Here is a 26,934-nt window from a genome sequence, read left to right as displayed (position 1 = left end):
CCATCTCGGGTTCACTCACACGAGGACATGACAGATTCGATTGATCGGTCCAGGTCAAGAACACCCTCTGTGCGGCTGTGAATGACCGTTGCGTTATACGCTCGTTTCGTTGGCGGAGCCGGAAAAGCGTCTTCCAGATCAAAAGCCTGAAAACTTGCCATTCGCCCGCAGTTCAGTTGGGCCGACGGCAGCCGCCCACTACCGCGCCGGCGATCCAAGCAGGTAACTCAAAGTCAGGCGCCAAGAGCGCCGACTTGGAACCTAATTTCCGGTCAAGCGTCGTGCTCGGGGAACAATGGGGCAGGAAGGCGAATGGCCAGGACGAGACACCCGAGCAACAGAGCCACGATCACAAATATGGCCGGCAGGACCTGTCCCACCTCTCCTGCCTGCGCGCTCGCGAAAAAGGCGGTGCCGACTATCGCCACGCCAAGAGCCATCCCCAGTTCCTGCACCGTCTTTATCAGCCCGCTGGCCGCGCCTGCATGCTGCCGGTCGACACGAGCAAGGATCACCGGGGTCAACGGGCCATTGGTCATACCCATCCCTGCGCCTGCCAGCGCAAGGCAGCCAAGCACCCACCAGCCCTGTCCGCCCGTTGCGATCCAACCAAGCGTACCGGCCGAGAACAAGACCATGCAGGTAACCCCGCCAACAAGGACCCACTTGCCATGGCTGGCAATCAGCTTGCGCCCCAGGAAGGCAATGCCAATCATGACCCCGACACTGAATGGAATGTGCAGGAGGCCAGTCTGAAGCGGCGAGTATCCCAAAATCTTCTGCACGCCGAAGGCGAAAACGAAAAGGAAGCCACTCGTCGAAGTACCGAAAAGCAATGCCAGCATCAGGCCCATAGGGAACTGCTTCTGGGAAAAGAGTTCGGGGTGGAACATGCTGGCAGCGCCGCGTTCGGTCCTCTGCTGCGTCCGCCGCCACACCAGCAACAGCAGGACCGGCGCAGCCAGAAGAAGCGCGAAGTGCCAGGGTTGCCAGCCGAGGTCGCTCCCGCGTACGAGCGGGAACAGCAGACTTGCCATACCCGCCGCGAACATGAGGGTTCCCCAACCGTCGATGCCGCGGGCATGTTCGGAGCGAGCCTTGGGCAAAAGCTTCCAGGCAACGATCAAGGCGATCATGCCTACCGGCGCATTGATGAGGAAGACACTACGCCAGCCGAGCCCGAAGAGGTTGGCGTGAATGAGCAGGCCACCGATGATCGGCCCGGCGATGGCGGAAAGACCGCCTATCACGCCAACCCAGGCCAATTTTGCCACGCGTTCCAGAGGCTCGAACAGGACCTGGATCAAGGCCATGACCTGCGGTGCCATCATCGCCCCGGCACAGCCCTGCGCCACGCGCGCGGCAATCAGTTGTTCGGGACTTGTCGAAAGACCGCACAGGACCGAAGCCAGCGTAAAGCCGGCCACGCCCCCGATGAACAGACGGCGATAGCCCAGCGCATCACCCAAACGGCCGCCCAGCATCAGGAGCAGCGCAAAGGCAAGCGAGTACCCGGCCGACACCCATTGCGCTTCGGCGGCAGCTGAACCGAAATCCTTTTCGATCACGGGCAGGGCCGTGTTGACGATGGTAACGTCAACGATTTCCAGGACCAGCGCCACCATCAGTGTCAGGTAGGCAAGGGTCTTCTGGCGATCGGTCAGGTTTCCGGCGGTATCTTCTACGCTCTGGTGCACCGCAAGCGGCGGCGACGCAACTTCGGTCAAATGACGCCTTCCTTGAGCATCTTCACTGCCGCGTCGCAGGCTCTTGCAGTGAGGGCCATGTACGTAAGCGAGGGATTCTGGCAGGCAGACGAACTCATCTGTGCGCCATCGGTCACGAACAGGTTCGCCACGTCGTGGGACTGGCTCCAGCGGTTGAGGACCGAAGTCTTCGGATCCCAACCCATGCGTGCACCGCCCATTTCATGGATGGCAGTGCCACCATGGCCGGGCTGGTCGAAGCCCATGACCACGTGCGCTCCAGCCGAATTGAGCATGGCCGCAGCCTCTTTCTTGGCGTCGGCGAGTGCTGCGAGCTCTTCCTTGCCGTGGGCGAATGCAATCTCAAGCTGCGGCACGCCCCGCGGATCGAGACGCTTGCTGAGGGTCAGACGGTTGCTGGCCCGCGGCATGGAATCGGCGAAGACGACAAGCACCATCGACCAGGGACCGATCTTGTGGAGCTCTTCCTTGAAGTCCTCTCCAATGCCCGGCATGCGCTTGCCGCGCGTCCAGGTACCCTGCAGGGCGCCGCCCTGGAATGAGTATCCGCGGGTGAAGCCGTCACCATCCAGCTTGTCCAGGTTGCGGAATCGGGGAATCACGATACCGGTCGGCCGGTTCCCGAAGCTGGTCCTGTCTTCGAAACCGGGCACGACGGCCATCGCCGCCATGGTATTGGCATGATCCATGATGTGCGTGCCCAATACACCGCTCGAATTGGCAAGACCGTTGGGCATGGTCTCGCTTGCAGAATTGAGCAGGACGTGCACCGAGTTGAAGGCACCGGCGTTGAGGAAGACAATGCGCGAGCTGGCCCGCTTACGCTCACTGGTCTTGGTGTCGATCCAGTGAACGGCGCTGACGCGTCTGGTCTGGGCATCATATTCCAGCTTCGTGACCTGCGCGTCGGTTACAACAGTCAACAGGCCGGTCTTCTTCGCAGCCGGAAGCGTTGCCGACTGGGTCGAGAAATAGGCGCCGTAGGAGCAACCGCGCGCGCAGATCGAACGATACTGGCAATGCGCCCGGCCCTGTTCGGGACGAGCCTCTGTCAGGTTTGCGGTGCGGCCGATGGTGATCAAGCGATCGGGATACTTCGCAAGGATACGCTCACGCAGGGCAGCCTCGACGCAGTTGAGCTCCATCGGCGGGAGGAACTTGCCGTCGGGTAGCTGGGGCAGCCCTTCATGCGAGCCGGAAACACCGACGAAGTCCTCGACCATGTCGTACCACGGAGCGAGATCGGCGTAACGGATCGGCCAATCGGTGCCGAAGCCGTCGCGCTTGTTCGCGCCGAAATCGTAGTCAGACCAGCGATAGCACTGGCGTCCCCAGGTCAGCGAACGCCCGCCGAGCTGGTAGGAACGGAACCAGTCAAAATCGCTCCCCTTCGTCTTCTGGTAAGGCTGGTCGGCATCGTTGACGAAGTGATCCTGCGTGAATTCGGTGAAGTGCCGGTTGAGCATCTGCACCGAGTATTCACGATTGTAGAGCTCGGTATCGCCAACGCCGCGGAACGGCATTTCCCAAGGCGCCTTGGTCTCGTTCTCGTAGTCGACCTGATGCTCGATCTTGCGCCCGCGTTCGAGCATGAGCACCTTGAGGCCCGCTTCGGTCAGCTGCTTGGCAGCCCAGCCTCCGGTGATGCCCGAGCCGACGACGATCGCATCAAATTGCAGATTTTCCATTGTTATCAGCCGAAATCCACCGCAGTCCAGTCACTTGAGAAGGCCCTGTCGCCGGGCTGTATCGGAATATCGGGCTCCCACTTGCCCGGCACGAGTTCGTACCGCAGCTCCTGCGATCCGCCGACTTCGCTGGTGTAGTAACCAGTCAGGATCAGTCCCTTGATCGCGACCCAGGGCGAATATTCCGCGCCTCGGGCCATGGCTTCGCCGTCGATCGCGGTCAGCAGGCGCAATTGCTCATCCTGGCCGCGACGCAAAAAATCGCCTCCCGCGGCATGATCGAGCCGGCTCTCCAGCCAGTCAAGGTGACTCAGGGACCCGTCTCGGCGGCGGAATGGCGCGAGGGCAGGCGTTATCACGCCCGTTGCCACTGGATCGCGCGTGCCCGAAAGCCCGTGTGCCAGGGCGAGAATGACGAAATCGCCGACGCCAACTTCGGCAGCGCCAGGAGTATCGGTCTTCGGAATCACCAGCTCGGACACTTCGGCGATAAGCTTGCGCTGGCGATCGCTCGGCGCGTCGGCCGCATCAAGGTCGGTAAGCTTGACCGCTGCGGCCGGGATGCCCAAGGCAAGCGCGAAAAGTGCCGCCCCCCCGGCGAAATCGCGCCGGGTCCAGCCGGAAGACGTGCCGCTCATGCGCCGATTCCCATGATCCGTGCATTGACCTCGCGGTCGCTGCCGCTGTCCGCGAAATCGTCGAAGGCTTTCTCGGTCACGCGAATGATGTGATCGGCGATGAAGGGTGCCCCTTCGGCCGCACCGGCTTCGGGATGCTTGAGCGCGCATTCCCACTCAAGCACGGCCCACCCGCCAAAATCGTACTGCGCCATCTTCGAAAAGATCTGTGCGAAATCGACCTGCCCGTCGCCCAGCGACCGGAAGCGTCCCGGTCGATCGACCCACGACTGGTAACCGCCATAGACGCCCATGCGCCCCGAGGGACGGAATTCGGCATCCTTGACGTGAAAGCACTTCACGCGCTCGCGATAGATGTCGAGGAACGCCAGGTAATCGAGCTGTTGCAGCACGAAGTGCGAAGGATCGTAGAGAATGTTCGCACGCGGGTGATTGCCAACCCGCTCAAGGAACATCTCGAAGGTTGCGCCGTCATGCAGATCTTCGCCCGGATGGATTTCGTAGGCGAGATCGACGCCGTTCTCGTCGAAGGTATCGAGGATCGGCTTCCAGCGGCGAGCCAGTTCTTCAAAGGCGTCCTCGACCAGGCCTGCCGGACGCTGCGGCCAGGGATAGACGTAGGGCCATGCCAGCGCGCCCGAGAAACTGGCGTGGGCATTCAGGCCGAGCCGCCTGCTTGCCTTTGCGGCAAGCGTGAGCTGATCGACCGCCCATTCCTGCCGGGCCTTGGGGTTGCCGCGGACATGCTCTGCCGCGAATCCGTCGAACTGCACGTCATAGGCAGGATGAACCGCCACAAGCTGGCCCTGAAGGTGCGTCGAAAGCTCGGTGATCGCCAGTCCCTTCGCGGCAAGCGAGCCCTTCACCTCGTCGCAATAGTCCTGGCTTTCGGCAGCCTTGGCCAAGTCGAACAGGCGCGCGTCCCAGCTCGGGATCTGCACGCCCTTGTACCCCAGCGAGGCGACCCAGTCGCCAATCGCATCGAGCGAATTGAACGGTGCTTCGTCCCCGGCGAACTGGGCAAGGAAAATGGCCGGACCCTTGATCGTCTTCATGGCAGTTCTCTCTGTTGTATCGTCAGGCCGGAAAATCGATCCAGCCAAGCTCTTCCCGGCTGGCACGCACGGCAAGGTCAATCAGTTGCATGCCGCGCAGGCCATCGGCCATGCCCGGCACCAGCGATCCCGGCTCACCGCGCAACTGCTTGGCGAAATCGCGGTAGAGGTTGGCGAAAGCCTCCAGATAGCCCTCCGGATGGCCGCCCGGCGTGCGGCTGGCGGCAACAGCTGCAGCGCCCAGCCCCGGATCGCCGGCCTGAACCAGCTCGGTACGGCCATCGAGGTGATAGAGAGCAAAGGCATTGGGGCTTTCCTGTCGCCAGTCGATACCCCCCTTCTCGCCATAGACGCGAATGCGCAGGCCATTGCGTTCACCGACCGAGATCTGGCTGGCGAGCAGCGCGCCGCGCGCACCGTTCTCGAAGCGCAGAAGGATCTGACAATCGTCGTCGAGGACGCGCCCCGGCACCACGGCGCCGAGATCGGCCATGATGCGCGTGACCTTGAGACCGGTCACGAATTCGGCGAGCTGGAAAGCGTGGACGCCAATGTCGGCGATGCACCCGCCGATCCCGGCCCGGCCGGGATCGACCCGCCATTCGGCCTGCTTGCCTTCGGCTTGCTGCGCCAGCCAGCCTTGCGGATATTCGACAATGACCTTGCGGATCTGGCCCAGATCGCCGGCAGCGATGCGCGCCCGCATCTCACGCACGAGCGGGTAGCCCGAATACGTGTAGGTCAGCGCGAAAGGCAGACCGGCGGAAGCGACCAGCTCGGCCATCTCGATCGCCTCATCCAGCGTTGCGGTCGCTGGCTTGTCGCAGATGACAGGCAATCCGACCTGCAGCGCAGCGCGCACAGCCGGAAGGTGATGATGATTGGGCGTGGTAACCGCAACGAAGTCGATGCCGTCTTCGCGCGCGGCTTCTTCTCGCAGCATGGTCGCGACATCGGGATAGGCGCGGGCCGGCTCGATCCGATAGGATTCCCCAGCCTTGCGCGAGCGTTCGGGATCGCTGCTGAAAGCACCGGCGACCAGCTCAATCTCGCGATCAAGCTCTGCTGCGATTCGATGCACGGGACCGATAAATGCGCCGGGACCGCCGCCAATCATGCCCATCCGCAATCGGGACATTGCGAGAATTCCTCCCCATCTGCCGTTAGGTTTGAAATGGCTGTTCTAATTGCTGTCGGGGTGATCGGTCAAGCCCATGAGTCGCGCGTGAACTGGATTGACCGATCGGCGAAAGGCCAGTAGCCGATAGAAATTCGAATTCTAATACACGCTGCCGCAATGGCACGGAGTGGGAGTGGAATGACACCGATTCGCCGCTTTTTCAGCAATCTCACGATGAAGCCCCAGGGAATCACCCTGGTCGCTGCCGGCTTTCTGCCGATCTTCGCGATCGTCTCGATGTTCCCGATCGTGGCAGCGATGATCCAGCATTTCCGCACCGATCCCGATGCCGCCACCAAGGTGCCGATGATGGTCACCGCCCCGGGCCTGACCATCGCCATCCTCGCGCCTTTCGCTGGCTTCTTCGTCGACCGCTTCGGCCGGCGCCGGCTGCTCCTGTTCTGCACCTTCTTCTACGGCGTCTTCGGCACGGCACCTTTCTTCCTCGACGATCTCGACCATATCTTCGCCTCGCGCCTGGCGCTGGGGGTGTGCGAGGCTGGCATCCTGACCATCGTCAACACGCTCATCGCCGATTACTGGGACGAGAAGGGACGCCATAACTGGCTTTTCCTGCAAGGTCTCGTCGGCCCCTTCCTCGCCTCGGGTGTGATTCTCCTGTCAGGTCTTGTCGCATCGGTGCGCTGGAACGGCGGCTTTCTGGTCTACCTCGTTGCCTTCCCGATCTACTTCGCCATGCTCGCCTGCCTCTACGAACCCAAGCGCTCGGGTCAGGATCAGGAAGCAGAAAAGACGGCCAAGCCTCTCGCCGGCGAGCAGCGTCGCCCCTTCCCGCTCGGCCATGCGCTGGCGGTTGCGGCCATGACCTTCTTCTCAGCCGCGCTCTACTACGTCTTCATCGTCAATGGCAGCATCGCCTTCGGCGAAGTCGGCGTGAGCGACCCGGCAGCGGTCAGCAAGATCACCTTCCTGCCCAGCCTCTTCGTCATGCTCGGCGCAGTGATCTTCCGCGTCATGGCGTCGCGCCCGAATGCCGTGCAGCTTGGTACCTTCCTGTTCATTCTCGGCTCGGGTCTGGCCATCATCGGCCTTGCGCGTACCCCGGCCGAAATGGTCGTAGGCCTTGCCATCCAGCAGACCGGCGCGGGCATGACCGTCCCCACACTCATCGCCTGGGCCCAGACCCGCTTTCCCTTCGAGCACCGCGGCACCGGTATGGGCATCTGGACCGGTGCCTTCTTCTTCGGCCAGTTCGCCTCGCCCTGGTTCGTGCACAAGTTCAACCTTGCCAGCGGAACGATGCAGGGTGCCTTCCTCCTTGCCGGCAGTTTGGCGCTGGCGGTGATGATCGGCATTTTTGCGCTGTTCGCCAGCGGCCGTGCCCGCCGCCCCGAACTGGCCTGAGCCCTGCCCCATTGCGCATGGCCTATCAGCTGGCAGAAACCGGATTGCCGCGATGAAATAGAATTGACGTTCCTTTTTTATGCGGGCTCCAGAAGAAACCTATGCCGAGAAAAGCAAAAACAAAGGATGCCAAGGCGACGCTGAGCGTCGATACGGTCAGCAAGACGCCACTGCAGGGCCGCAGCAAGGCTTCTCTGGAGCGCATGCTCGTCGCCGCCGAGAAGCTCATGCTCGAACGCGGCAGCGAGGAGTTTACCCTGCAGGACGTCAGCCATAGCGGCAACGTCTCGATCGGGTCGATCTACCTGCGCTTCGAGAGCAAGGAGAACCTCGTTCGCGCCGTCATCGGCAATCACCTGGCCAAGATGGCTGCCGACGAGGACGCGATGATCGCCAGGGTGCGCAGCAAGGCCACCTCGCTCGCCACCCTCGTGCCGCAGTACGTCGAAGCCTTTGCCGAACTGCTCAAGAAGCATGCCCCGCTCCTGCGCCTGAGCATGCAACGCGCCTCCTTCGATCCGCTCGTCTCCGAACCGGGCCGCGCCAGCGCCAACCGGGCCGCCGCGCTCGGCATCGAGTCCATGCTCGAATACCGCGACCAGTTCGGCGGCAACGAATGCGAGAAAAAGGCCAACGCCGCCTACCAGATCATCTTCGCGACCCTTGCAAGGCAACTCAGCCTCGGTTCCACCGGCGAAGCCGTACACCCCCAGGACTGGGCCGAACTCAAGATCGAACTCGGCAGAATGTGCCTCGCTTACCTCAGCGCCGATCTGTGAGACCTTTCCGGGCTATCGTGCACTGAACCAGCGAGCAGCATGCTGAACCACTGTCGGACGTCTTGATCGGACAACCGTATCGGCGCTTCCCGGTCCCGTCTCCGGGCAAGATTTCTGAACCAAGTACCGTTGTTCTGCTTTTCGACAAAGCATCGCGCCCGCATGGAGCTGCGTGGATGGGACGCGCGCCTATATCGGCCGGTACTGAGTCCGTGCCGCGCGGCAAGTGCAATCGTGGCACTTGCATTAAAGGAATTATAGTTCTAATATTAATCAAGAACGACACAGGCCGGAGCTTCCGGCTGCTTGTGATGAGAGGACACAGCCGCCATGCGCTTTTCCGTATTTCTTGCTGGCCGGACTACGGCGCCGGAGCAGGATCAGCAGTTCATCCTGGACAATATAGAGCATGCCGGTCTTGCGGCCGAACTGGGCTTCGATGCCGTATTTCTGCCCGATCATCACTTCACCGGCTACATGCCCGTGGCCAGCGACCCGATGATGTTCGCTGCATACCTGACTGCCAAGTTTCCCGAGCTGCACTTCGGCTTCTCAGTCACGTCCGTCCCGCTGCACAGTCCGGTGCGCTTCGTCGAGCGAATCAATATCCTGGATCAGCTGACCAAGGGCAAGCTGCTCGTCGGCGTCGGCTCTGGCACCACCCCTGAAGAAATGATCGGCTTCGGCGTCAACTACAAGGACGCCTCCCCAGTCTCCGAATCCAACCTTGCCATCGCCGAGCAGCTCTGGGCCAAGACCATGGCCGACGCGCCTGTCGAATTCGACAACGGCACCTATCGCGGCAAGGTCCTTCAGCGCATCGCGCCTGCCCCCTATTCCAAGGGACACGCACGCCTCATGCCCGTGGCCATGAAGGAAGCCAGCGCGCGTCGTGCGGCCGAGCATGGTTGGCCTGCCTTTATCCCGGCCTTCACACCACCAAAAATCGGCGGAACCGAGCCGCTCAAGCACGTCACCAAGTACTTCACTGCCTACCGCGACATGCTGCTTGCGGCCGGCCACAGCGACGAAACTGTCGCAGATGCCCTTTCCTGGACCACCCACAGCTACCAGTGCGTCCACGTTGCGGAGAGCGACGACCAGGCTCGCGAGGAGCTCGAAGCGATCCTCAAGGGCTACCAGGCCGCCGTCGATCGCGAGAAGCTCTACGGCGACAAGGCCGAACAAGACGCCGCCAACACCAAGACCGACGAAACTCCTATGGCCCTCACCGAGGACTGGATCGCGACCTGGTGTCTCTATGGAAGCCCGAAGACCGTGCGCGAGCACCTTGAACCCTATGCCGAACTGGGCATCGGCAACATCCTGTGTGGCACCACCACCGGTCCCGTCACCCAGCAGCGCCTGGAATGGGGCAACCGGACACTGCGTCTCCTCGCCAGCGACGTCATGCCCCACTTTCGCAACAACGGCTGACCTCGCAAAGTCATAAGAGCTGGACCGGAAAACCTCCCGGAACTCGAAGGCTCCCGCGCGCCGATGGCCGCTTGGCATCCGGGCTAAGCCTTCGGTTTGGCCCTTGTCCCGCCGCGGCCACACCCGGCCTTCGGCCTAGCAACTCGGCGAGGTGCAGGTGTCTTCGGCATGCGCGATGATCGGACAGGAACAAGCCTGCCCGCTTCAACGATAAATTCCGGGAGAATGCCGATGGATGCCAGCGAACGCCTGCTCGCGATTGAGGAGATCAAGCAGCTTAAAAGCCGCTATTTTCGCTACATGGACACCAAGGACTGGGTGAACCTGCGCACTGTCTTTGCAGACGATGCGGTGTTTGACGCTCGAGCCTCGCTCAGCGTCGACGGCAAGGGGGAAGGCGGCCGCGCGGCGGACAGCAACGACTGGGTCTATGAAGGCGGCGACGTGATCACCCAGTTCATCGTGGGTGCAGTGGAAACGAGCCGCACCGTCCACCACGGGCATTGCCACGAGGTCGACATTCTCTCTGCGGACACGGCCCGCGGCGTCATCGCCATGGAAGACCAGATCTGGGACGAAAGCGGGACCGTTCTCACCCTGCACGGCTGCGGTCACTACCACGAGACCTATCGCAGGCAGGATGGCCAGTGGCGCATCCAGACCTCAAGAATCTCGCGGCTATACGTATCGCTGGGTGACCAGCCGGACTGAGACCACCCTGCCAACTTCCGTTGTCAGGGCCCGTGACGGGCCCTGACGTTTTCAGACGGTCTGCGAGAGCAGCGCTTCGATTTCTTCCGGATCGCCAAGGGCGACGCCGATGCGCTGGTGCAGGCTGGTCGGCTGCGCGTCGAGAATGGAGGCAGCGCCATCGCTGGAGCGACCGCCTGCCTGCTCGATCAGCATGCTCATCGGGTTGGCCTCATAAAGCAGACGCAGGCGGGCCTTGCCGGGCTGGCGGTGGTCGGCCGGGTAGAGGAACACTCCGCCGCGCTTGAGAATGCGGTGGATGTCCGCGACCATCGATGCCGTCCAGCGCATATTGTACTGCCCGGCCAACGGCCCGGCCTCGCAGCCCACGCGATCGTCGATGTAGCGACGCACTTCGGGCGACCACTGCTCGCGCCGCGCCATGTTGATCGCCACTTCCTTCGTGCCCGACGGAATCTTCAGCGGGCCGTCGGTCATGCGCCAGGCGCCCATTTCGCGATCCAGCGTAAATTCGTAGACGCCATTGCCCAGGGTGAGGACCAGCAGCGTCTGCGGCCCGTAGATCGCATAGCCTGCCGCGACCTGATCGCGGCCGGACTGAAGGAAATCGTCCTCGATCACATCGCGGCCCGCAGAGTTCTCCGGCGCGCGCAGCACCGAGAAGATCGTCCCCACCGACAGGTCCACGTCAATGTTGCTGGACCCGTCGATCGGATCGAACAGCAGCAGGTATTCGCCCTTGGGGAAGCGGTTCGGAATGGGGTGGATCGTCTCCATCTCTTCCGAGGCCATGCCCGCTAGGTGACCGCCCCATTCATTGGCGTCGAGCAGGATTTCGTTGGCGATGACGTCGAGCTTCTTCTGCACTTCGCCCTGGATGTTCTCCGAACCGAGGCTGCCCAGCACATCGCCGAGCGCACCCTTGGAAATGGCGTGGGCAATCGTCTTGCAGGCCCGGGCGACCGTCTCGATCAGCAGGCGCAGTTCGGCGGGGCAGGCGCTGTCCTCGCGACGCTGTTGCTCGATGAGGAAGCGGGTCAGTGTGATCGGTTGCATCGTTATCCTTCGCCTTGCACGCCCCGGATCGGCGCCTGTCATTGGGTCCCTGGAAGAACCTGGATGGCGGTTACGCCTCTCGCAGCTTCTCCGCAACTTCGTCGCCATGGGCGAAAGCGGCGGCCTGCGCCACTGCTTTCGCGTCCGGTCGCACGCCTGTATAAAGCGCGAATTGTTCGATTGCCTGCAGCACGATCACTTCCGCGCCCGAGACCGTCACTTTCCCTGCAGCCTGCGCGGCGCGGATGAAGGGCGTGTTCGCGGGCTGGGCAACCACGTCGAAGGCGATCTCGCAGGCCCCGATCTGCTCTGCCGGAAAGGCGAGACGATCTGCCTGGCTCCCTTCCATCCCGAGCGGCGTGACATTGATCAGCAGCGGCGCTTCCGTAGCGGGCATGTCCTCTCGCCACGCAAAGCCATACTGGGCCGCGAGCGCAGCTCCACTCCGGCGATTTCGCGCGACGATGGTGCCGTGGCAAAAGCCGCTGTCGCGCAGGGCGGCGACCACGGCCTTTGCCATGCCGCCGCTTCCCCGCAGCAGGAACGGCATTGCCGGGTCGATTCCGCGACGCGCCAGCAGGTCACGGACGGCCACGTAGTCGGTGTTGTAACCGGTGAGTGCGCCGTCATCGTTGACGATCGTGTTGACGCTGTCGATGGCCCTGGCAGATGCTTCGAGCCCGTCCAGCATCGGGATGACTTCCTCCTTGAACGGCATGGAGACCGCGCAGCCGCGTATCCCCAGCGCGCGTATGCCACCGACCGCCGCGGCCAGGTCGCCGGTAGAGAAGGACTTGTAAACGTAATCCAGTCCGTAATGGCCGTAGAGCCAGTTGTGCAGGCGCGATCCGGCATTGCCCGGTCGTCCCGAAAGCGACATGCACAAGCGCGTTTCGCGGCCGATACTGGTGCGTTCCCTGAAGCTCATGCCCCGGCTACGCCGCATTCCGCACCGGCACGAAGGCTCGACCCACGAGCAACCAGTCGCCCGCCGAGCACGACCTTGCGCGCCGGAGCATCGGGATGGTCGAGGCGATCGAGCAGCATCGTCATCGCCGTGCGCCCGATCTCCTCTACCGGCTGCTCGATCACGCTGATCCCCCCACCGACAAACTCCATCCAGTCGTTGTTGTCGAAACCGGCAAGGGCAATGTCGCGGGGCACTTCCAGGCCCAGACCGCGCAGGGCCCGCAAGACGTTGACCAGCATCACACCGTTGCTGGCAATCAGGGCATCGGGTCGTTTGGGGGACCCCAGCAGGTCCGCGATCGCCTGTGCCGCTGCCTGCGCTGCATGCGGTACGGCTACGGCTTCCACTTCCAGTCCCAGCCGCTCGGCTGCCTTGCAGAAACCTTCGCGCCGTTCGATGCCGGTGGAACTCGCAGCGCCGAACAGGCCAATGACCCGCCGATGGCCCTGCACATGCAAGTGCTCAACAAGCACTTCAGCCATGCGCGCATTGTCGAGCACGACGCTGTCGAACTCACCATCGGGTGTCGAGCGGTCGATGAGGACGACCGGGTAATCCAGTTCCAGCCGTCCGGCCGCAGCGACCCGCTGGCGAGTCGGAGCCAGAATTACACCCGATACGCGCTCCTCGTGCAGGAGCTCGAGATAGGCGGCCTCCTTCTCGGGATCTTCGTCGGTATTGCACAGAATGACCCGCAGGCCACGCGCAGCCGCAAGGCTTTCAACGGCGCGCGATACGGCCGTGAAGAACGGGTTGCGGATGTCCGCGACGACGAGCCCGATTGTGTTGGTATGTTGTGACCGCAGGCGCCGCGCGGCGAGATTCGGGCGGTAACCCGTGGATTTGACGGCGGCGAGCACACGTTCCGACATCTCCGGATCCACGGCGCGTCCTGCCAGGACTCGGGACACCGTAGCTGGGGAAACACCGGCAACTTTGGCCACCTCCTTGATACCTACCGCCATTGGAAATCGTTCTCTTATCGTTACGGCAAACGCCCTCTCGATCCTTCAGACTATGCCTCAGGATCGACGAAAATCACAAGCCCTCTTGACAATTTCATTGAGAAAACGTTTTCTCATCGAAGCAAGAGGAGAGGAAATACCATGCTCGCAGACGCCATTCCCGCGTCGCACGCGGCCGATCTCGTCCGGATCGATGCCAGCGCTACCGACAAGACCGATGCGATTCGCCAGGTCGGCCAACTCCTCGTCGCCGCCGGTTGCGTTGCGCCCGGATATGAGGAAAGCATGGTTCGCCGCGAAGCCGTGGCCAATACGTTTCTCGGCTCCGGCGTCGCGATCCCGCATGGACTGGGCGAGGACAAGGGCCTTGTCCGGAACGACGGCATCGCCATCCTCCAGCTTCGCGAAGGCATCGACTGGAACCCGGGACAGCGCGCGCACATCGTCGTTGGCATCGCCGCCAACTCGGACAGCCACATTACCATCCTGCGCCGGCTTACCCGGCTCATCCAGGACGAGGAACGCCTGCAGGCCCTGATCGCAACCGACGACCCCGCCGCGTTCTCTCGCGCGCTGCTCGAGGATGGAGCCCCGGCCGCTGCCTCCACTCCGGCTGAGGACCTGGCCCATACCGCCGCCTGGATCGTCGACTATCCGACCGGACTGCACGCCCGCCCCGCATCGACATGGGTGGAAGCTGCCCGTGCCAGCGCCGTACGCCTGCGTGTGCGTCACGGAAACGAAAGCGCCGATCCGCGCAATCTCGTGGCCCTGCTGCAGCTCGGCCTGCGTTGCGGGGACGAAGTCACTTTCTCGGCCGAAGGTCCGGCAGCGCAAGGCGCGCTCGGGAAGTTCGTCGCTACCGTCCGGGGCCTGACCTCTCGCGAAAAGGAAGACGCCGCGCGCGCCGCCGAGAAGCGCAAGGCGCCCGTGCGTTGCTGGACGCCGGTCGGCAGCCCGCGCATGATCGCGGGCGTCGCCGCCAGCCCGGGCCTTGCGATCGGGCCGATCCACGTCCTTTCCGCAAGCGAGCTGTCCGTGCCCGATGCACCGGTCGACCTGGTAAGCGGCGGCGAACTGCTCAACGAAGCACTGGTGCGCACGCGCGCGCAGATGAAGGCGCTGATCGACGATACCACCCGGCGCCTCGGCGCTTCGGAGGCCGCCATCTTCAAGGCGCAGACCGAACTGCTCGAAGATACCGACATCATCACGCTGACCTGCCAGCTCATGGTCGAAGGCCACGGCGTGGCCTGGTCCTGGCATCAGGCCGTTCAGCGCATTGCCGGCAAGCTTTCGGCACTGGGCAATCCGGTTCTGGCTGCGCGTGCTGCCGACCTCGAAGACGTCGGCCGCCGCGTCCTTGCAGAGATCGAGCCCGGGCTCGTCACCGGAACGCTCGCGGACCTGCCCGAAGAACCCTGCATCCTCGTTGCCGCCGACCTGTCCCCGTCCGATACCGCTACGCTCGACACATCGAGGGTCGCCGGTATCGCCACTGCGCTTGGCGGACCGACTTCGCACAGTGCGATCCTTGCGCGCACGCTTGGCCTGCCCTCTGTCGTCGCCGGTGGGGCAGACCTGCTGGCGATGGCCCCGGGCTCGACCGCCATCGTCGATGGCGACGGCGGCCGCGTCTGGCTCGAACCTTCGGAAGAAGACCTTGCCTCTGCACGCGACTGGATTGCCGAACTTACGGCCCAGCGCATCGCCGAGGAAGAAGAGCGCGGCAAACCCGCGATCACCCGCGACGGCCACCGGGTAGAAATCGCGGCCAACGTCAACCGCCCGGACCAGGTCGGCTTCGCACTGGCCCAGGGTGGCGAAGGCGTGGGCCTTATGCGCACCGAATTCCTCTTTCTGGAAAGCGGCAACACCCCCGGTGAGGACGAACAATTCGCCGTTTACCGCGCCATGATCGATGCTCTTTCCACTGAAAACGAAGAGCGTCCGCTGATCGTGCGCGCACTCGACATCGGCGGCGACAAGCAGGTGCCCCACCTCGAACTGCCGGTTGAAGAAAACCCCTTCCTCGGCGTGCGCGGCGCGCGCCTGCTGCTGCGCCGCCCCGACCTTCTCGAGCCCCAGCTGCGCGCGCTGTACCGGACGGCCAAGGCAGGCGGCAATCTTTCGATCATGTTCCCGATGATCACATCGGCCCACGAACTGCTTGCCCTTCGCGAGCGCTGCGAAGCCGTCCGCGCCGAACTGGATGCGCCGCAAGTGCCGATCGGCATCATGATCGAAGTGCCCGCAGCGGCGGTGCAGGCAGCCCAGCTCGCGGCCCATGCCGACTTCTTCTCGATCGGCACCAACGACCTGACCCAGTACACCCTCGCGATCGATCGCCAGAACCCGGAATTGGCCGGTGAAGCCGACAGCCTGCACCCGGCAGTCCTGCGCATGATCGCCACCACCGTCGAAGGCGCCCGGGCCCACGGCCGATGGGTCGGCGTATGCGGCGGCATCGCCGGCGACCCGTTCGGCGCCGCGCTGCTGATCGGCCTCGGCGTTGACGAACTGTCGATGACCCCGCGCGACATTCCTGCGGTCAAGGCAAGGCTGCGCGGCTGCGACCGCGGCGAACTGGCCGACCTGGCCGCACGTGCCCTGGCCATGGACGGGGCGGCGCAAGTGCGCGCGCTCGACGGAAAGGCAATCTGATGCGCACCCTCACCGTCACCTTCAACCCGGCCATCGACCAGACCGTAACGCTCGACCGGCTGGAACCGGGCGCCGTCCACCGCGCCCATGCCGTGCGCCAGAACGCCGGCGGCAAAGGCGTCAACGTCGCCAGCTGCCTGGCCGACTGGGGCGTCGATGTTTCCGCTTACGGATTGCTGGGAAGCGACAATGCGGCCCCGTTCGACGCGCTGTTCGCCGCCAAGGGCATCGAAGACCGCTTCATCCGCATTGCCGGAGCCACCCGGGTCAACCTCAAGCTGGTCGATCCCGCGGGCACAACCGACATCAATCTCGATGGCCTGGCCGTCGATGCAGGGCGGGCCGAGATGGTCACCGCCACGATCTGCGACGCGGCCCGCGAAGGCGACCTCGTCGTGCTGGCGGGCAGCCTTCCCCCCGGCTGTCCGCCAGATACTTACGCCACGCTGCTCGAACGGCTGCGCGCATGTGGTTGCCGGATCATACTCGATACCAGCGGCCTGCCGCTGAAATGCGCACTGGAAGCTGCAAAGGCACCGCATGTGGTCAAGCCTAACCGCGACGAGCTTGCGCAATTGCTCGGCCGCGACCTGCCCGACCTGCCAGCGCTGGTAGAGGCGGCGGACCTGTTGCGGAGCAGCGGCGTCGAACTGGTCGTTGTCTCGATGGGGGAAGACGGCGCGCTGTTCGTTTCCCATGAAGGCGCACTGACAGCCCAACTCGCGATCGGCGAACTGGCCAGCACGGTCGGTGCCGGCGATGCAATGGTCGCCGGAATTGCGGCAGCCCTGCTCGAGAGCGCTTCGCTGGAGCGAACCGCGCGGCTCGCCACGGCCTTCGCGGTGGCGAAGCTGGGCATGGCCGGCCCGAACCTGCCCGCGCTCGCCACTGTCGACGCGCTCGCCGACGAAGTGACGCTAACCCCGATTTCAACAGCCGCGAGAACGACGGCAGGAGAGGCATGATGAAAAAGGTCTTTGCGATCGTTGAGGCCGGGTCCTCTTCCGTACAGGGCGTATTGGCGGGCGAGGCCCTGCGTCTCGCGGCCCGCACCGAAGGCCACGATATCGAGATCGAGGTGCGCACAGAACAAGGCGTGCTCAACCCTCTGGGCGACGATGCGGCAGGCGCCGGTACAAGACTGCTGCTGGTCGCCGACGAATTGGCCGACGATACGCTCGCCCATCGCGCCGACCGACACATGACACTCGAAGCCGTCCTCGCCGACCCCGCCGCCGCGCTGGTCTTCGATGGTGACGACGAGGCCGATGACCCGACTGCCGATCAGGCCGCTCCGCGCATCGTCGCGATCACCTCCTGCCCGACCGGCATTGCGCATACCTTCATGGCCGCCGAGGGTCTGACCGAAGGCGCCCGGCAGCTCGGCTATCCGATCCGCGTCGAAACGCAGGGTTCGGTCGGTGCGGGTACTCCCCTCACCGCCGATGAAATCGCCGAAGCCGATGTCGTGATGATCGCCGCCGACCGCGAGGTCGACCGCGCCCGGTTTGCCGGAAAGCGCGTCTTTGCCTCCAGCACCAAACCCGCGATTTCAGGCGGCGCGAAATTGATCGAGCGGGCGTTGGCCGAAGCGAAGGTCCAAGGCGGCGAAGCCGCCGCGAGTGCCGACATCAAGGCACCCACGGGACTGAAAGAGCGTGCAGGACCCTACAAGCACCTGATGACCGGCGTGTCGTTCATGCTGCCTTTCGTGGTGGCAGGCGGCCTGCTGATTGCCATTGCCTTTGCACTCGGCGGCATCGGCGCCAATGCCGATGCCGCACAGGGCACGCTGGCGCATACGCTGTTCCAGATCGGCGCGCAGGGCGCCTTCGCGCTCATCGTTCCCGCGCTGGCTGGATACATCGCCTTTTCCATTGCCGACCGTCCCGGCATTGCCCCGGGCATGGTGGGCGGAATGCTCGCCGCGCAGATCGGCGCCGGTTTCCTTGGCGGCATCGCGGCGGGCTTCATCGCCGGGTACGGCGTGGAAGTCCTCAACCGCCTGATCCGCCTGCCCAAGAACCTGCAGGGGTTGAAGCCGGTCCTGATCCTGCCGCTGCTGGGCACGCTGCTGACCGGCCTGCTGATGGTCTATGCGATCGGCACACCCGTGGCCGCCGTACTGGCCTTCCTGACCGAATGGCTGCGTTCGATGCAGGGTTCGAGTGCACTGCTCCTGGGCATGATCCTGGGTGCGATGTCGGCCTTCGACATGGGCGGACCGGTCAACAAGGCGGCCTATGCCTTCTCGGTCGGGCTGATCGCCAGCAATGTCTATACTCCGATGGCCGCAACGATGGCCGCCGGAATGACGCCGCCCCTTGCCGTGGCGCTGGCGACGCGCCTGTTCCGCAATCGCTTTACGCTCGAGGAGCGCGAAGCAGGCGGGGCGGCAGCGGCACTGGGTCTTGCCTACATTACCGAAGGCGCCATTCCCTTCGCCGCGCGCGATCCCCTGCGGGTCATCCCCTCACTGATGGCCGGTTCGGCCACGGCCGGGGCGATCTCGATGGCTTCAGGCGTGGAGCTGAAGGTTCCCCATGGCGGCATCTTCGTCCTGCCCATTCCGGGCGCCGTGACCCACCTTGCGACTTACGCCATCGCCATTGTCGCCGGGACACTGATCAGCGCCGTGCTGGTGGGGCTGCTCAAACGCCCCCCGGTGACAACCGCTGCGGCTTGAACGGCCTGCGACAACAACAAGAAAAGAACATCCGCAAAGGATAATCCAATGCCTTCAGTATCCTCCAAATGCGCCGCTCTTGCTGGCGCAGCCGCCCTCGCCTTGTCCATCGCCGCCGCGCCGCATTCGGCCCGGGCGCAATCGCAGAGCGAAGGCGAAGTGGGCAATGCGGCCCCCGCCCCGGCCGCTCCTGCAGAGCAACCGCAGTCCTTCCAGCCGCTCGCCGATCAGGGCATCACCCTGACGCTCAGCTATACGGGCGAAGCGGCTGGCAACGTCAGTGGAGGGCTGCGCAAGGAGGCAGCTTACGCCGGGCAGGTTTATGCCGGAGCCGATTTCGACATGGACCGGATCGCCGGCATCGGCGGCGGTACCCTTCATGTCGCGGTGACCAACCGCCATGGAAAAAGCCTTTCGGCAATCGCCATCGGCAACAACACTTCGGTTCAGGAAATCTGGGGCACCCAGAACACCCACCTCGCGATCCTCACCTGGGAGCAGCACCTTTTCGACGACCGGCTGGTGATCGAGGCAGGCCGCAGCCAGGCAAACATCCATTTCCTCAATTCTCCGCTCTACTGCCAGTTCCAGGGCAACTCGGGCTGCGGCAACCCGACCTTCGTCTTCAAGAACAGCAACTTCACCTATTTCCCGGCGTCGAGCTGGATGATCCACGCCAAGGCGCAGTTGACGGATAACATCTTTGCGCATGTCGGCGCTTATGAAGTGAACCCGGATCGCAAACAGGCCAGCGACCACGGCACGGATTTCGGCATCGGCAATGCGACCGGCGTGATCGTTCCTTGGGAATTGAGCTACGAAAGTGGAGAGTCGGCACTCCTGCCGTTCCGCTACATTCTTGGCGGCTGGATCGACAAGGGCGACTATGACGACCCGCTGCGTGACGACATGGGCGGCATTGCCATTCTCAGCGGTCGTCCGGCCCAGGTCCACAATGGCCGCTCGGGCCTCTATTTCCGCTTCGAACAGCAACTCACCCGCCCCGATCCGACATCGAAGCGAGGGCTAAGTGTCTACGGCGTTGCCATGACCAACCTGTCCGGTCGCGTGGAGGAAAGCCGCTTCTTCGACCTCGGGCTGGTCCAGACCGGCACCTTCCCGGGGCGGGACGAAGACAGTATCGGCTTCATGATCAGCGACCAGCGCTTCAGCAATCTGGCGATGCAGCGCATGCGGGCCGCGGATCTGGCCGCTGGCGGCAGCGCAAGGGTCTCGCGCCACCAGGTCATGATGGAGCTGTCCTACAGCGCGCAGATCGGCCCCGCGATCCGGCTCTCGCCCAATATCCAGTACATCCACAATCCCGACCGGACCGGCGATCCGTTTCGCGGTAGTCCGACGAAGGACGCGCTGATCATCGGTGCCAAGTTCACGGTCGATGCGCTCAAACTGGGCCTTTAAGGCGGCTTGAACCGCTGGCAGTCCTTCGTTTGACCTGATGGCGAAAGGGACTTGCCGTTGCACAGGGAGCCTCGAGATGTCGCGCCACGGCCGCGGGCATCCGGATTGCCGCGATGAAATAGAATTGACGTTCCTTTTTTATGCGGGCTCCAGAAGAAACCTATGCCGAGAAAAGCAAAAACAAAGGATGCCAAGGCGACGCTGAGCGTCGATACGGTCAGCAAGACGCCACTGCAGGGCCGCAGCAAGGCTTCTCTGGAGCGCATGCTCGTCGCCGCCGAGAAGCTCATGCTCGAACGCGGCAGCGAGGAGTTTACCCTGCAGGACGTCAGCCATAGCGGCAACGTCTCGATCGGGTCGATCTACCTGCGCTTCGAGAGCAAGGAGAACCTCGTTCGCGCCGTCATCGGCAACCACCTGGCCAAGATGGCTGCCGACGAGGACGCGATGATCGCCAGGGTGCGCAGCAAGGCCACCTCGCTCGCCACCCTCGTGCCGCAGTACGTCGAAGCCTTTGCCGAACTGCTCAAGAAGCATGCCCCGCTCCTGCGCCTGAGCATGCAACGCGCCTCCTTCGATCCGCTCGTCGCCGAACCGGGCCGCACCAGCGCCAACCGGGCCGCCGCGCTCGGCATCGAGTCCATGCTCGAATACCGCGACCAGTTCGGCGGCAACGAATGCGAGAAAAAGGCCAACGCCGCCTACCAGATCATCTTCGCCACCCTTGCAAGGCAACTCAGCCTCGGTTCCACCGGCGAAGGCGCCCTCCAGCAGGACTGGGCTGAACTCAAGATCGAACTCGGCAGAATGTGCCTCGCTTACCTCAGCGCCGATCTGTGAGTCATATCTACCGAGCCTGATCGACGCCAGAAGGGAACGCGGCTCATTGCCGCTCCTTCCCTGCCGCCGCGTCGCCACAGCCCCACGCTACCTCAGACGTTGTCGTTGGCGATACGCACTGGCTTCAGAGAATCGAGAATTTGACGATCGCCCTCTCTTTGCGCAGGAACGGGAAAGCCATGCAGGCAGAGCCATCATGCATGGTTGAGCCGGTCCTCGAACGAGCAGATTGAGCTTCTCCGGGCGTTTTATACACCTCCACCTTTCATGCAAAGATGGGGCCCTCAAAAGCCGCGCAAATACAGTGATTTATAATCGCCGTCGATGCAGATGTTGCTTTTTCGCACTACACTGGACGGATTCCTGAGTCCTCATTGACAATGCCCGGTGTGGCCAATAGTTGGGCTAAATCGAATTAGCGTTCCTGTTTTAAACGCTATTGGCCGCAAGAGATGGCCACACGGCAAGGGAGATGTGCATGAGGTTGAATCTACTTCTTATTTCTGTATCCGCGTTGGCAATGCCCGGTGTGGCCTTGGCGCAAAATGCTTCCGACGATGCGCAGAACGAAGCGGGGCTCGGCGATATCATCGTCACCGCGAACCGTACCGCTTCCGACGCGCAGGACACCCCGATTGCGCTCAACGTATATTCCGGCGACGCCCTTCGCGATCAGGGAATCAACTCGATCCGCAACCTCAGTGCGATCGATCCCAGCGTCAACATCTCCAACAACGCCGGCGCGGCCTATATCGCGGTGCGCGGTATCGCTTCTACCGACACCACCGAAATCGGGGATCCGTCGGTCCCGATTGCACGGGACGGATTCTATACGAACCGTTCCTTCTCGATCAATTCTTCGATGTACGACATCGAACGTATCGAAGTCCTGAAGGGTCCCCAGGGCACCCTCAACGGACGCAACTCGACCGGCGGCCTTGTCAGCATCATCACCAAGCGCCCGGAATTCCGCAACGGCGGATACAGTTCGGTTGAAGTCGGTAATTTCGGCACCTTCAACGGCGAAATGGGCGGCAATCTGGCCGTGACCGACAGTCTGGCAGTGCGTGCGTCGGGCACGTTCATGCACCATGACGGATATCGCGATCTTGACGGTCCTGCCCGCGAAGGCGATGACGAAGACTTCGCTTCGGGCCGCATCCAGGCCCTCTACCAGTCCGGCGGTCTCACCGCCTGGGCTTCCTACCAGCACGATTCCCGCAAGGTGAATGGTGATGCCTCCCTGGCGGTGCCCCTTGGTAGTCCCAAGCCCGATTTCAGCGATCTGGCGGCATTCCCCAATACAGCTCCGATTTCGACGGACGTTGTCGGTGATCGCTTCCGCTGGGAACTGTCCTACGATGCCGATTTCGGCATCAATTTCATCTATTCTGGCGGTTACGACAAACAGAGCTGGCGCAACGTGCTCGATGCGACCGGCCCGGTTTATCCGGCCAATCGCCAGTTCCGCCAAAGCGAGAAGCCCGAAACCTGGAACCATGAATTCCGCGTCAGCAATGATCCAGCCAACCGCGTTTTCTTCCAGGCAGGCTATTTCCGCTTCCAGGAGACAAACACAGTCGATTCCGGACTGTTCAACCGCGAGATGACCGGCCTGTTCGATCCCGAAACCGGGTTCCTGGCAGGCGCACCCAATGCCGACCAGTCCTTCCGTTACGGCATCAAGTTCGATTACCGCATCAAGACCCGCTCGCAGGCCGTGTTCGGACAGATCGATTTCGACCTCACCGATCAGCTCGAGCTGAGCGTCGGCGGGCGTTACACCTGGGACAAGAAGACCCGCGTCGGTCAGGCAGTTCTCAACCTGCCCGCGCTAGCCTTCCCGCTTTGCGCGAACGACTTCCCCGCAGACGGCTCGTGCCCGCCGTTCCTGCTGACCACTCCGGGCAACGGCAAAATCAGTGACAGCCAGCCGACCTGGCATGTCGGCCTGAACTACCACCCGACGCCGGACACGCTGATCTATGCGAAGTACGATCGCGGGTACAAGTCGGGCGGCTTCAATTCCAACGGCAGCAGCGCTTCCGTGGACTACGGTCCCGAGCAACTCGACGCCTTCGAATTCGGCACCAAGAACTCGCTGTTGGGCAATACACTGCAGGTCAATGCCGCGGCATTCTACTTCGATTACCGCGGTTACCAGGCCTCGCAGAACTCGGATGCACTTAATGGAGGTGCCGGCGTCTTCAACGTGGGCAGCGCCAAGATCTACGGTGTTGAAGGCGAAGTGAAGGCTCTGCTCGGACAGAATACACGTGCCGGGGTCAATGCTTCATGGCTCCACACCAAGTTCGGCAAAAACATCATCGTCAACAATGGCGACGACGTTCCCTTCAATATCGGCGGCAACGAACTGCCCAATGCGCCGAGCTTCACGGCTACTGTATCGCTCGACCAGGACGTGCCGCTTTCGAGCGGGAAGGTCACGGCGCATGTCGACGGCAAGTATTCCTCGGACTTCTACTATTCGGTCTTCAACTTGCCGGACGTGGAATCGAGCAGCTACTTCGTAGCCAACGCCTCGCTCGGCTATGCTTCCGACAATGGTTGGAAGATCCAGGCCTATGTGCGCAATATCTTCGACAAGAACATTCTGTCCTATGCAGCGCAGAACTTCGTGGCCAACAACAATACATACCAGTTCCAGCCGCCCCGCACCTATGGCATTCGTGGCAGCGTAGAATTCTGATGACCTGAAATTCCGGCGGCCGTAGCTTTCGGTCGCCGGAAAGACAGCCAGATACGAATACCGATCTAAAATTACAGGCGGCGCAGCGAATATGGCTGCGCCGCTTTTCTTCGGTCCAGGGTTATTGACGCCAACTCGCTTCTCTGAGCGCGATCGGGCGATCAGAACATGGCGCGTATGCCCACCACGGCAGAAACATCGGAAGCCCCCTCTCCCGCCGCGCGGGCGATGCGGGCGGTTTCGCCGAGCTTGCGTTCCCAGTTCACGCCAATGTACGGTGCAAGCGAACGGTTGGCATCGTAGCGCAGACGCGCGCCCATCTCTACCCGTTCGAAGCCGGCTCCGACACCGATCTCCGGCACGTCCTGGAAGGCGAAGTCGAATTCGACTTCAGGCTCGAGCACCAGCACCTGAGTCAGGCGCTGGTCATAGGAAGCCTTGCCCCGGGCGTGCACGTCGCCCTTGTCGGATACGAGCAACTGCCCTTCGACCTCGAACCAGTAAGGCGCAAGCCCCTGGATACCCAGCAACGCATAAGTGCGCTGCGGATCGGGACGAAAGTCATGCCGAGCCCCGACCTGCAGATTGAACCAGGGGTCGAGAGCATGGCGCCAATAGGCTGCGACCTCGATGCGTTCCGCAGCTTCGCCGAAGGTGCCCTCTCCTTCGCTGGCAACGACGATCCGGTCGATATCGCCGCCGTACCAGGCTTCCCCCTCCCAGCCATAACCGTCCTTGCCGTCCTTCATACGATATTCGAGGCGATCGACCTGGAGCGCGAGCGTAGAGAAGGCGGAATGCTTCAACAGCGCATCGCGCGCCGCCTGCATCCGGTCCTGGGGGAAATAGCGGTCGGCAGGATGATCGGTCGGCACTTGGGGTGGCGGCGCCTTACCCGGCTGATCGACAACTTGCGGCGCGGACATCGTGTGGCCGGCGTGGGCCGAATGGTCCTCACCCATGGGCATGTCCATCGGCATGTCCTGCATATCATGCATCGCATGGTCGCCGGCGGGCATGGCCTCGCTGCCTTCCATCGGCATGTCCTGCATATCATGCATCGCATGGTCGCCGGCGGGCATGGCCTCGCTGCCTTCCATCGGCATGTTCATGCCGTTCTGATCCTCCACGGATCCGTGCATGGAATGATCCATGCTCCCATGGTCCATCTGCGAATGGTCCATGGGCGCTTCCTGCTGCTGTGCCGCAGCCATTTCCGGCGAGAGCAGGGCGATGACAAGTAGCGATGCCGAAGCTGCCGTGCGGATCGAGAGACGGGCCATCATGCCGCCTCCCCCTCATCGCGAACCGTGACGATGCGCATCATCCCGGAATGCATGTGCAGCAGCATGTGGCAGTGGAAGGCCCAGTCGCCCTCCCCGTCTGCAGTCAGGTCGAACGACACTTTCCCGCCCGGCAGCACATTGACGGTGTGCTTGCGCACCCGGTGCCCGGGCTCGCCGCTGACCAGTTCGAAGAAGTGACCGTGCAGGTGGATCGGATGCGGCATCATCGTGTCGTTGATGAGGTTCACGCGAACCCGTTCGTTGAGTCGGAACGGAATCGGATCGGGGCCCTCCGAAAGCGCCTCGCCGTCGATCGACCACATGTAGCGTTCCATGTTCGCCGTGAGATGGACGTCGATTTCCCGGCTTGGGGTGCGCGGATCGGGATTGGGATCGAGCGCGCGCAGATCCGCATAAGTCAGGACGCGGTGGTCGACGTTTTCCAGTCCGGTCGGCCGATCCGCAAGCCGGTCGACCGGCATCGGCGAAAGCGTCGCCACGCCCGGCCCCATCTTCACGCCGGGCGCGACCGAGGGATCGCGCATCGACATGGAATGCCCGTCCATCGATTCATTGGCAGGCTTGCTCAGGTCGATCATGCCGCCCTCACCCATGTCCATCCCGGACATGTCCATGCCCATGTCGCGCATGGTGAGCAGCGGCCTTTCACGCAGCGCCGGAACCGGCGCCACAAGCCCGGGCCGCTGCGCCAGCGACGCGCGTACGAGGCCGGAACGGTCGATCGCCTCGGCGACAATCGCGTAGCTGTCCGCCTCACCCGGCTCGACGATGAAATCGTACGTCTCGGCGATCGCGATCTGAACTTCATCGGTTTCGATGGGCTGGACGTGGTTGCCGTCGGCCGCGACGACCTTCAGCGGAAGGCCGGGTACGCGGAAATTGAAGTTCGTCATGGCCGAGGCATTGATCACCCGCAACCGGACCTTCTCTCCGGGGCTGAACAGGCCCGTCCAGTTTTCCTGTGTGCCATGGCCATTGATCAGGAAGCTGTAGGTGGAGCCGGTCACATCCGAGATGTCGGTCGCATCCATGCGCATTTGCGCCCATTCCAGGCGATCGGAAAGGCTCTGGTCCTTGCCTGCCAGCAATCCGGCAAGGGTCTGCTTTTGGCGGTTGAAGTAGCCGCCCATCATCTTGAGGCGCCGCAATTGCTCATGCGGATGCATCGGGCTCCAGTCCGACAGGACCAGAACATGCTCGCGGTCATAGGCAATCGGATCGGGACCGGCCGGATCTATGACGATGGGGCCGTAAAGTCCGACGGCTTCCTGCATCCCGGAATGGCTGTGGTACCAGAATGTGCCGGAATGGACGATCGGGAACTCGTACACGAACGTCTCGCCCGGATCGATGCCGGGGAAGCTGACGCCGGGTACCCCGTCCATCTGGAAGGGAAGTAGCAGGCCGTGCCAGTGAATCGAACTCTGTTCCCGCAAGGTATTGGTCACGGCAAGGCGTACATTCTGCCCTTCGCGCAAACGCAGGAGCGGTGCGGGCAGCGTACCGTTGACGGTAATCGCATGGGCCGAACGGCCGCCGGTCGCGAAGTGGCTTTCGCCGATCTGGAGCGCAATGGAATCGCCCGAGAGCGTGCCGAAGCCTGCCGTACCCGGGGTGCCGCTGCGGGCCCAGGCGGGTGTCATTGCGGAAAGCCCAAGGCCCCCGGCAAGCATACCGGACAAGGCAAGGAAACGGCGGCGGTTGAATGGATCGAGAGCAGTCATCGCCGATAAT

The 26,934-nt window shown here is 63.0% G+C and carries 20 protein-coding genes; 10 read left to right on the top strand and 10 right to left on the bottom strand.

Annotation, left to right across the window (positions count from 1 at the left end; translation table 11 throughout):
• Positions 1-272 precede the first annotated feature (272 nt).
• From B5483_RS12220 to B5483_RS12200, 5 genes are read right to left on the bottom strand one after another with little or no spacing between them, the layout of a single operon-like run.
• A complete protein-coding gene (locus B5483_RS12220; protein ID WP_245829094.1) occupies positions 273-1,727 on the bottom strand; it encodes an MFS transporter in 1,455 nt (484 codons plus the stop codon).
• The gene (locus B5483_RS12215; protein ID WP_079730545.1) at positions 1,724-3,415 is read right to left on the bottom strand and encodes a GMC oxidoreductase; all 1,692 of its coding nucleotides are present in this window, start codon (positions 3,413-3,415) and stop codon (positions 1,724-1,726) included. The genes B5483_RS12220 and B5483_RS12215 overlap by 4 nt, the downstream gene beginning before the upstream one ends.
• Positions 3,416-3,420: 5 nt before the next feature.
• Complete coding sequence (locus tag B5483_RS12210) at positions 3,421-4,053, bottom strand: gluconate 2-dehydrogenase subunit 3 family protein (RefSeq protein WP_079730544.1); 633 nt, start codon at positions 4,051-4,053, stop codon at positions 3,421-3,423.
• A complete protein-coding gene (locus B5483_RS12205; RefSeq protein ID WP_079730543.1) occupies positions 4,050-5,108 on the bottom strand; it encodes a sugar phosphate isomerase/epimerase family protein in 1,059 nt (352 codons plus the stop codon). The genes B5483_RS12210 and B5483_RS12205 overlap by 4 nt, the downstream gene beginning before the upstream one ends.
• A gap of 22 nt (positions 5,109-5,130) precedes the next feature.
• Entirely contained in the window at positions 5,131-6,246 is a 1,116-nt protein-coding gene (locus B5483_RS12200) for a Gfo/Idh/MocA family protein (RefSeq protein ID WP_079730542.1), read from the bottom strand.
• Positions 6,247-6,405: 159 nt separating this feature from the next.
• Between B5483_RS12200 and B5483_RS12195 the strand changes: the two genes are divergently transcribed.
• The 4 genes from B5483_RS12195 (at position 6,406) to B5483_RS12180 (ending at position 10,580) form a co-directional block, all read left to right on the top strand.
• Positions 6,406-7,653, top strand: a complete 1,248-nt coding sequence (locus B5483_RS12195) for an MFS transporter (RefSeq protein ID WP_342743667.1) — start codon at positions 6,406-6,408, stop codon at positions 7,651-7,653.
• 101 nt (positions 7,654-7,754) lie between these two features.
• Positions 7,755-8,432, top strand: coding sequence for a TetR/AcrR family transcriptional regulator (locus tag B5483_RS12190; protein WP_054947552.1), 678 nt, complete (start codon positions 7,755-7,757; stop codon positions 8,430-8,432).
• Between the two features lie 330 nt (positions 8,433-8,762).
• Complete coding sequence (locus tag B5483_RS12185) at positions 8,763-9,869, top strand: LLM class flavin-dependent oxidoreductase (RefSeq protein ID WP_054947553.1); 1,107 nt, start codon at positions 8,763-8,765, stop codon at positions 9,867-9,869.
• A 231-nt stretch (positions 9,870-10,100) separates the two neighbouring features.
• Positions 10,101-10,580, top strand: a complete 480-nt coding sequence (locus B5483_RS12180) for a nuclear transport factor 2 family protein (protein WP_079730707.1) — start codon at positions 10,101-10,103, stop codon at positions 10,578-10,580.
• 51 nt (positions 10,581-10,631) lie between these two features.
• Here the strand turns inward: B5483_RS12180 and B5483_RS12175 are convergent, their stop codons facing one another.
• From B5483_RS12175 to B5483_RS12165, 3 genes are all read right to left on the bottom strand, one after another.
• Entirely contained in the window at positions 10,632-11,636 is a 1,005-nt protein-coding gene (locus tag B5483_RS12175; protein ID WP_079730541.1) for a class 1 fructose-bisphosphatase, read from the bottom strand.
• A gap of 70 nt (positions 11,637-11,706) precedes the next feature.
• Complete coding sequence (locus tag B5483_RS12170) at positions 11,707-12,564, bottom strand: shikimate 5-dehydrogenase (protein WP_079730540.1); 858 nt, start codon at positions 12,562-12,564, stop codon at positions 11,707-11,709.
• Positions 12,561-13,571, bottom strand: a complete 1,011-nt coding sequence (locus B5483_RS12165; protein ID WP_079730539.1) for a LacI family DNA-binding transcriptional regulator — start codon at positions 13,569-13,571, stop codon at positions 12,561-12,563. Before B5483_RS12165 ends, B5483_RS12170 begins: the two co-directional genes overlap by 4 nt.
• Positions 13,572-13,712: 141 nt before the next feature.
• Here B5483_RS12165 and ptsP point away from each other — a divergent pair, with 141 nt between their 5' ends.
• From ptsP to B5483_RS12135, 6 genes are all read left to right on the top strand, one after another.
• A complete protein-coding gene (ptsP, locus tag B5483_RS12160) occupies positions 13,713-16,235 on the top strand; it encodes a phosphoenolpyruvate--protein phosphotransferase (protein WP_079730538.1) in 2,523 nt (840 codons plus the stop codon).
• A complete protein-coding gene (gene pfkB / locus B5483_RS12155; RefSeq protein ID WP_079730537.1) occupies positions 16,235-17,200 on the top strand; it encodes a 1-phosphofructokinase in 966 nt (321 codons plus the stop codon). The genes ptsP and pfkB overlap by 1 nt, the downstream gene beginning before the upstream one ends.
• A complete protein-coding gene (locus B5483_RS12150; protein ID WP_079730536.1) occupies positions 17,200-18,921 on the top strand; it encodes a PTS fructose transporter subunit IIC in 1,722 nt (573 codons plus the stop codon). The genes pfkB and B5483_RS12150 overlap by 1 nt, the downstream gene beginning before the upstream one ends.
• Before the next feature lie 48 nt (positions 18,922-18,969).
• Positions 18,970-20,343 (top strand): carbohydrate porin, encoded by a 1,374-nt coding sequence (locus tag B5483_RS12145; RefSeq protein ID WP_079730535.1) that lies wholly within the window; start codon positions 18,970-18,972, stop codon positions 20,341-20,343.
• Between the two features lie 162 nt (positions 20,344-20,505).
• The gene (locus B5483_RS12140) at positions 20,506-21,183 is read left to right on the top strand and encodes a TetR/AcrR family transcriptional regulator (RefSeq protein ID WP_079730534.1); all 678 of its coding nucleotides are present in this window, start codon (positions 20,506-20,508) and stop codon (positions 21,181-21,183) included.
• Between the two features lie 520 nt (positions 21,184-21,703).
• A complete protein-coding gene (locus B5483_RS12135; RefSeq protein ID WP_176168026.1) occupies positions 21,704-23,893 on the top strand; it encodes a TonB-dependent receptor in 2,190 nt (729 codons plus the stop codon).
• 161 nt (positions 23,894-24,054) lie between these two features.
• On the opposite strand, the gene B5483_RS12130 is transcribed toward B5483_RS12135, so the two are convergent.
• Positions 24,055-25,179, bottom strand: coding sequence for a copper resistance protein B (locus tag B5483_RS12130; RefSeq protein WP_245829091.1), 1,125 nt, complete (start codon positions 25,177-25,179; stop codon positions 24,055-24,057).
• On the bottom strand, positions 25,176-26,924 hold the full coding sequence (locus B5483_RS12125) for a copper resistance system multicopper oxidase (protein WP_079730532.1): 1,749 nt from the start codon (positions 26,922-26,924) through the stop codon (positions 25,176-25,178). Before B5483_RS12125 ends, B5483_RS12130 begins: the two co-directional genes overlap by 4 nt.
• Positions 26,925-26,934 lie beyond the last annotated feature (10 nt).

This window comes from Novosphingobium mathurense (genome assembly GCF_900168325.1).
Classification (GTDB): Bacteria; Pseudomonadota; Alphaproteobacteria; order Sphingomonadales; family Sphingomonadaceae; genus Novosphingobium; species Novosphingobium mathurense.
The sequence above is the reverse complement of the archived record's forward strand: the minus strand, read 5'-3'. Positions and strand labels throughout refer to the sequence as shown.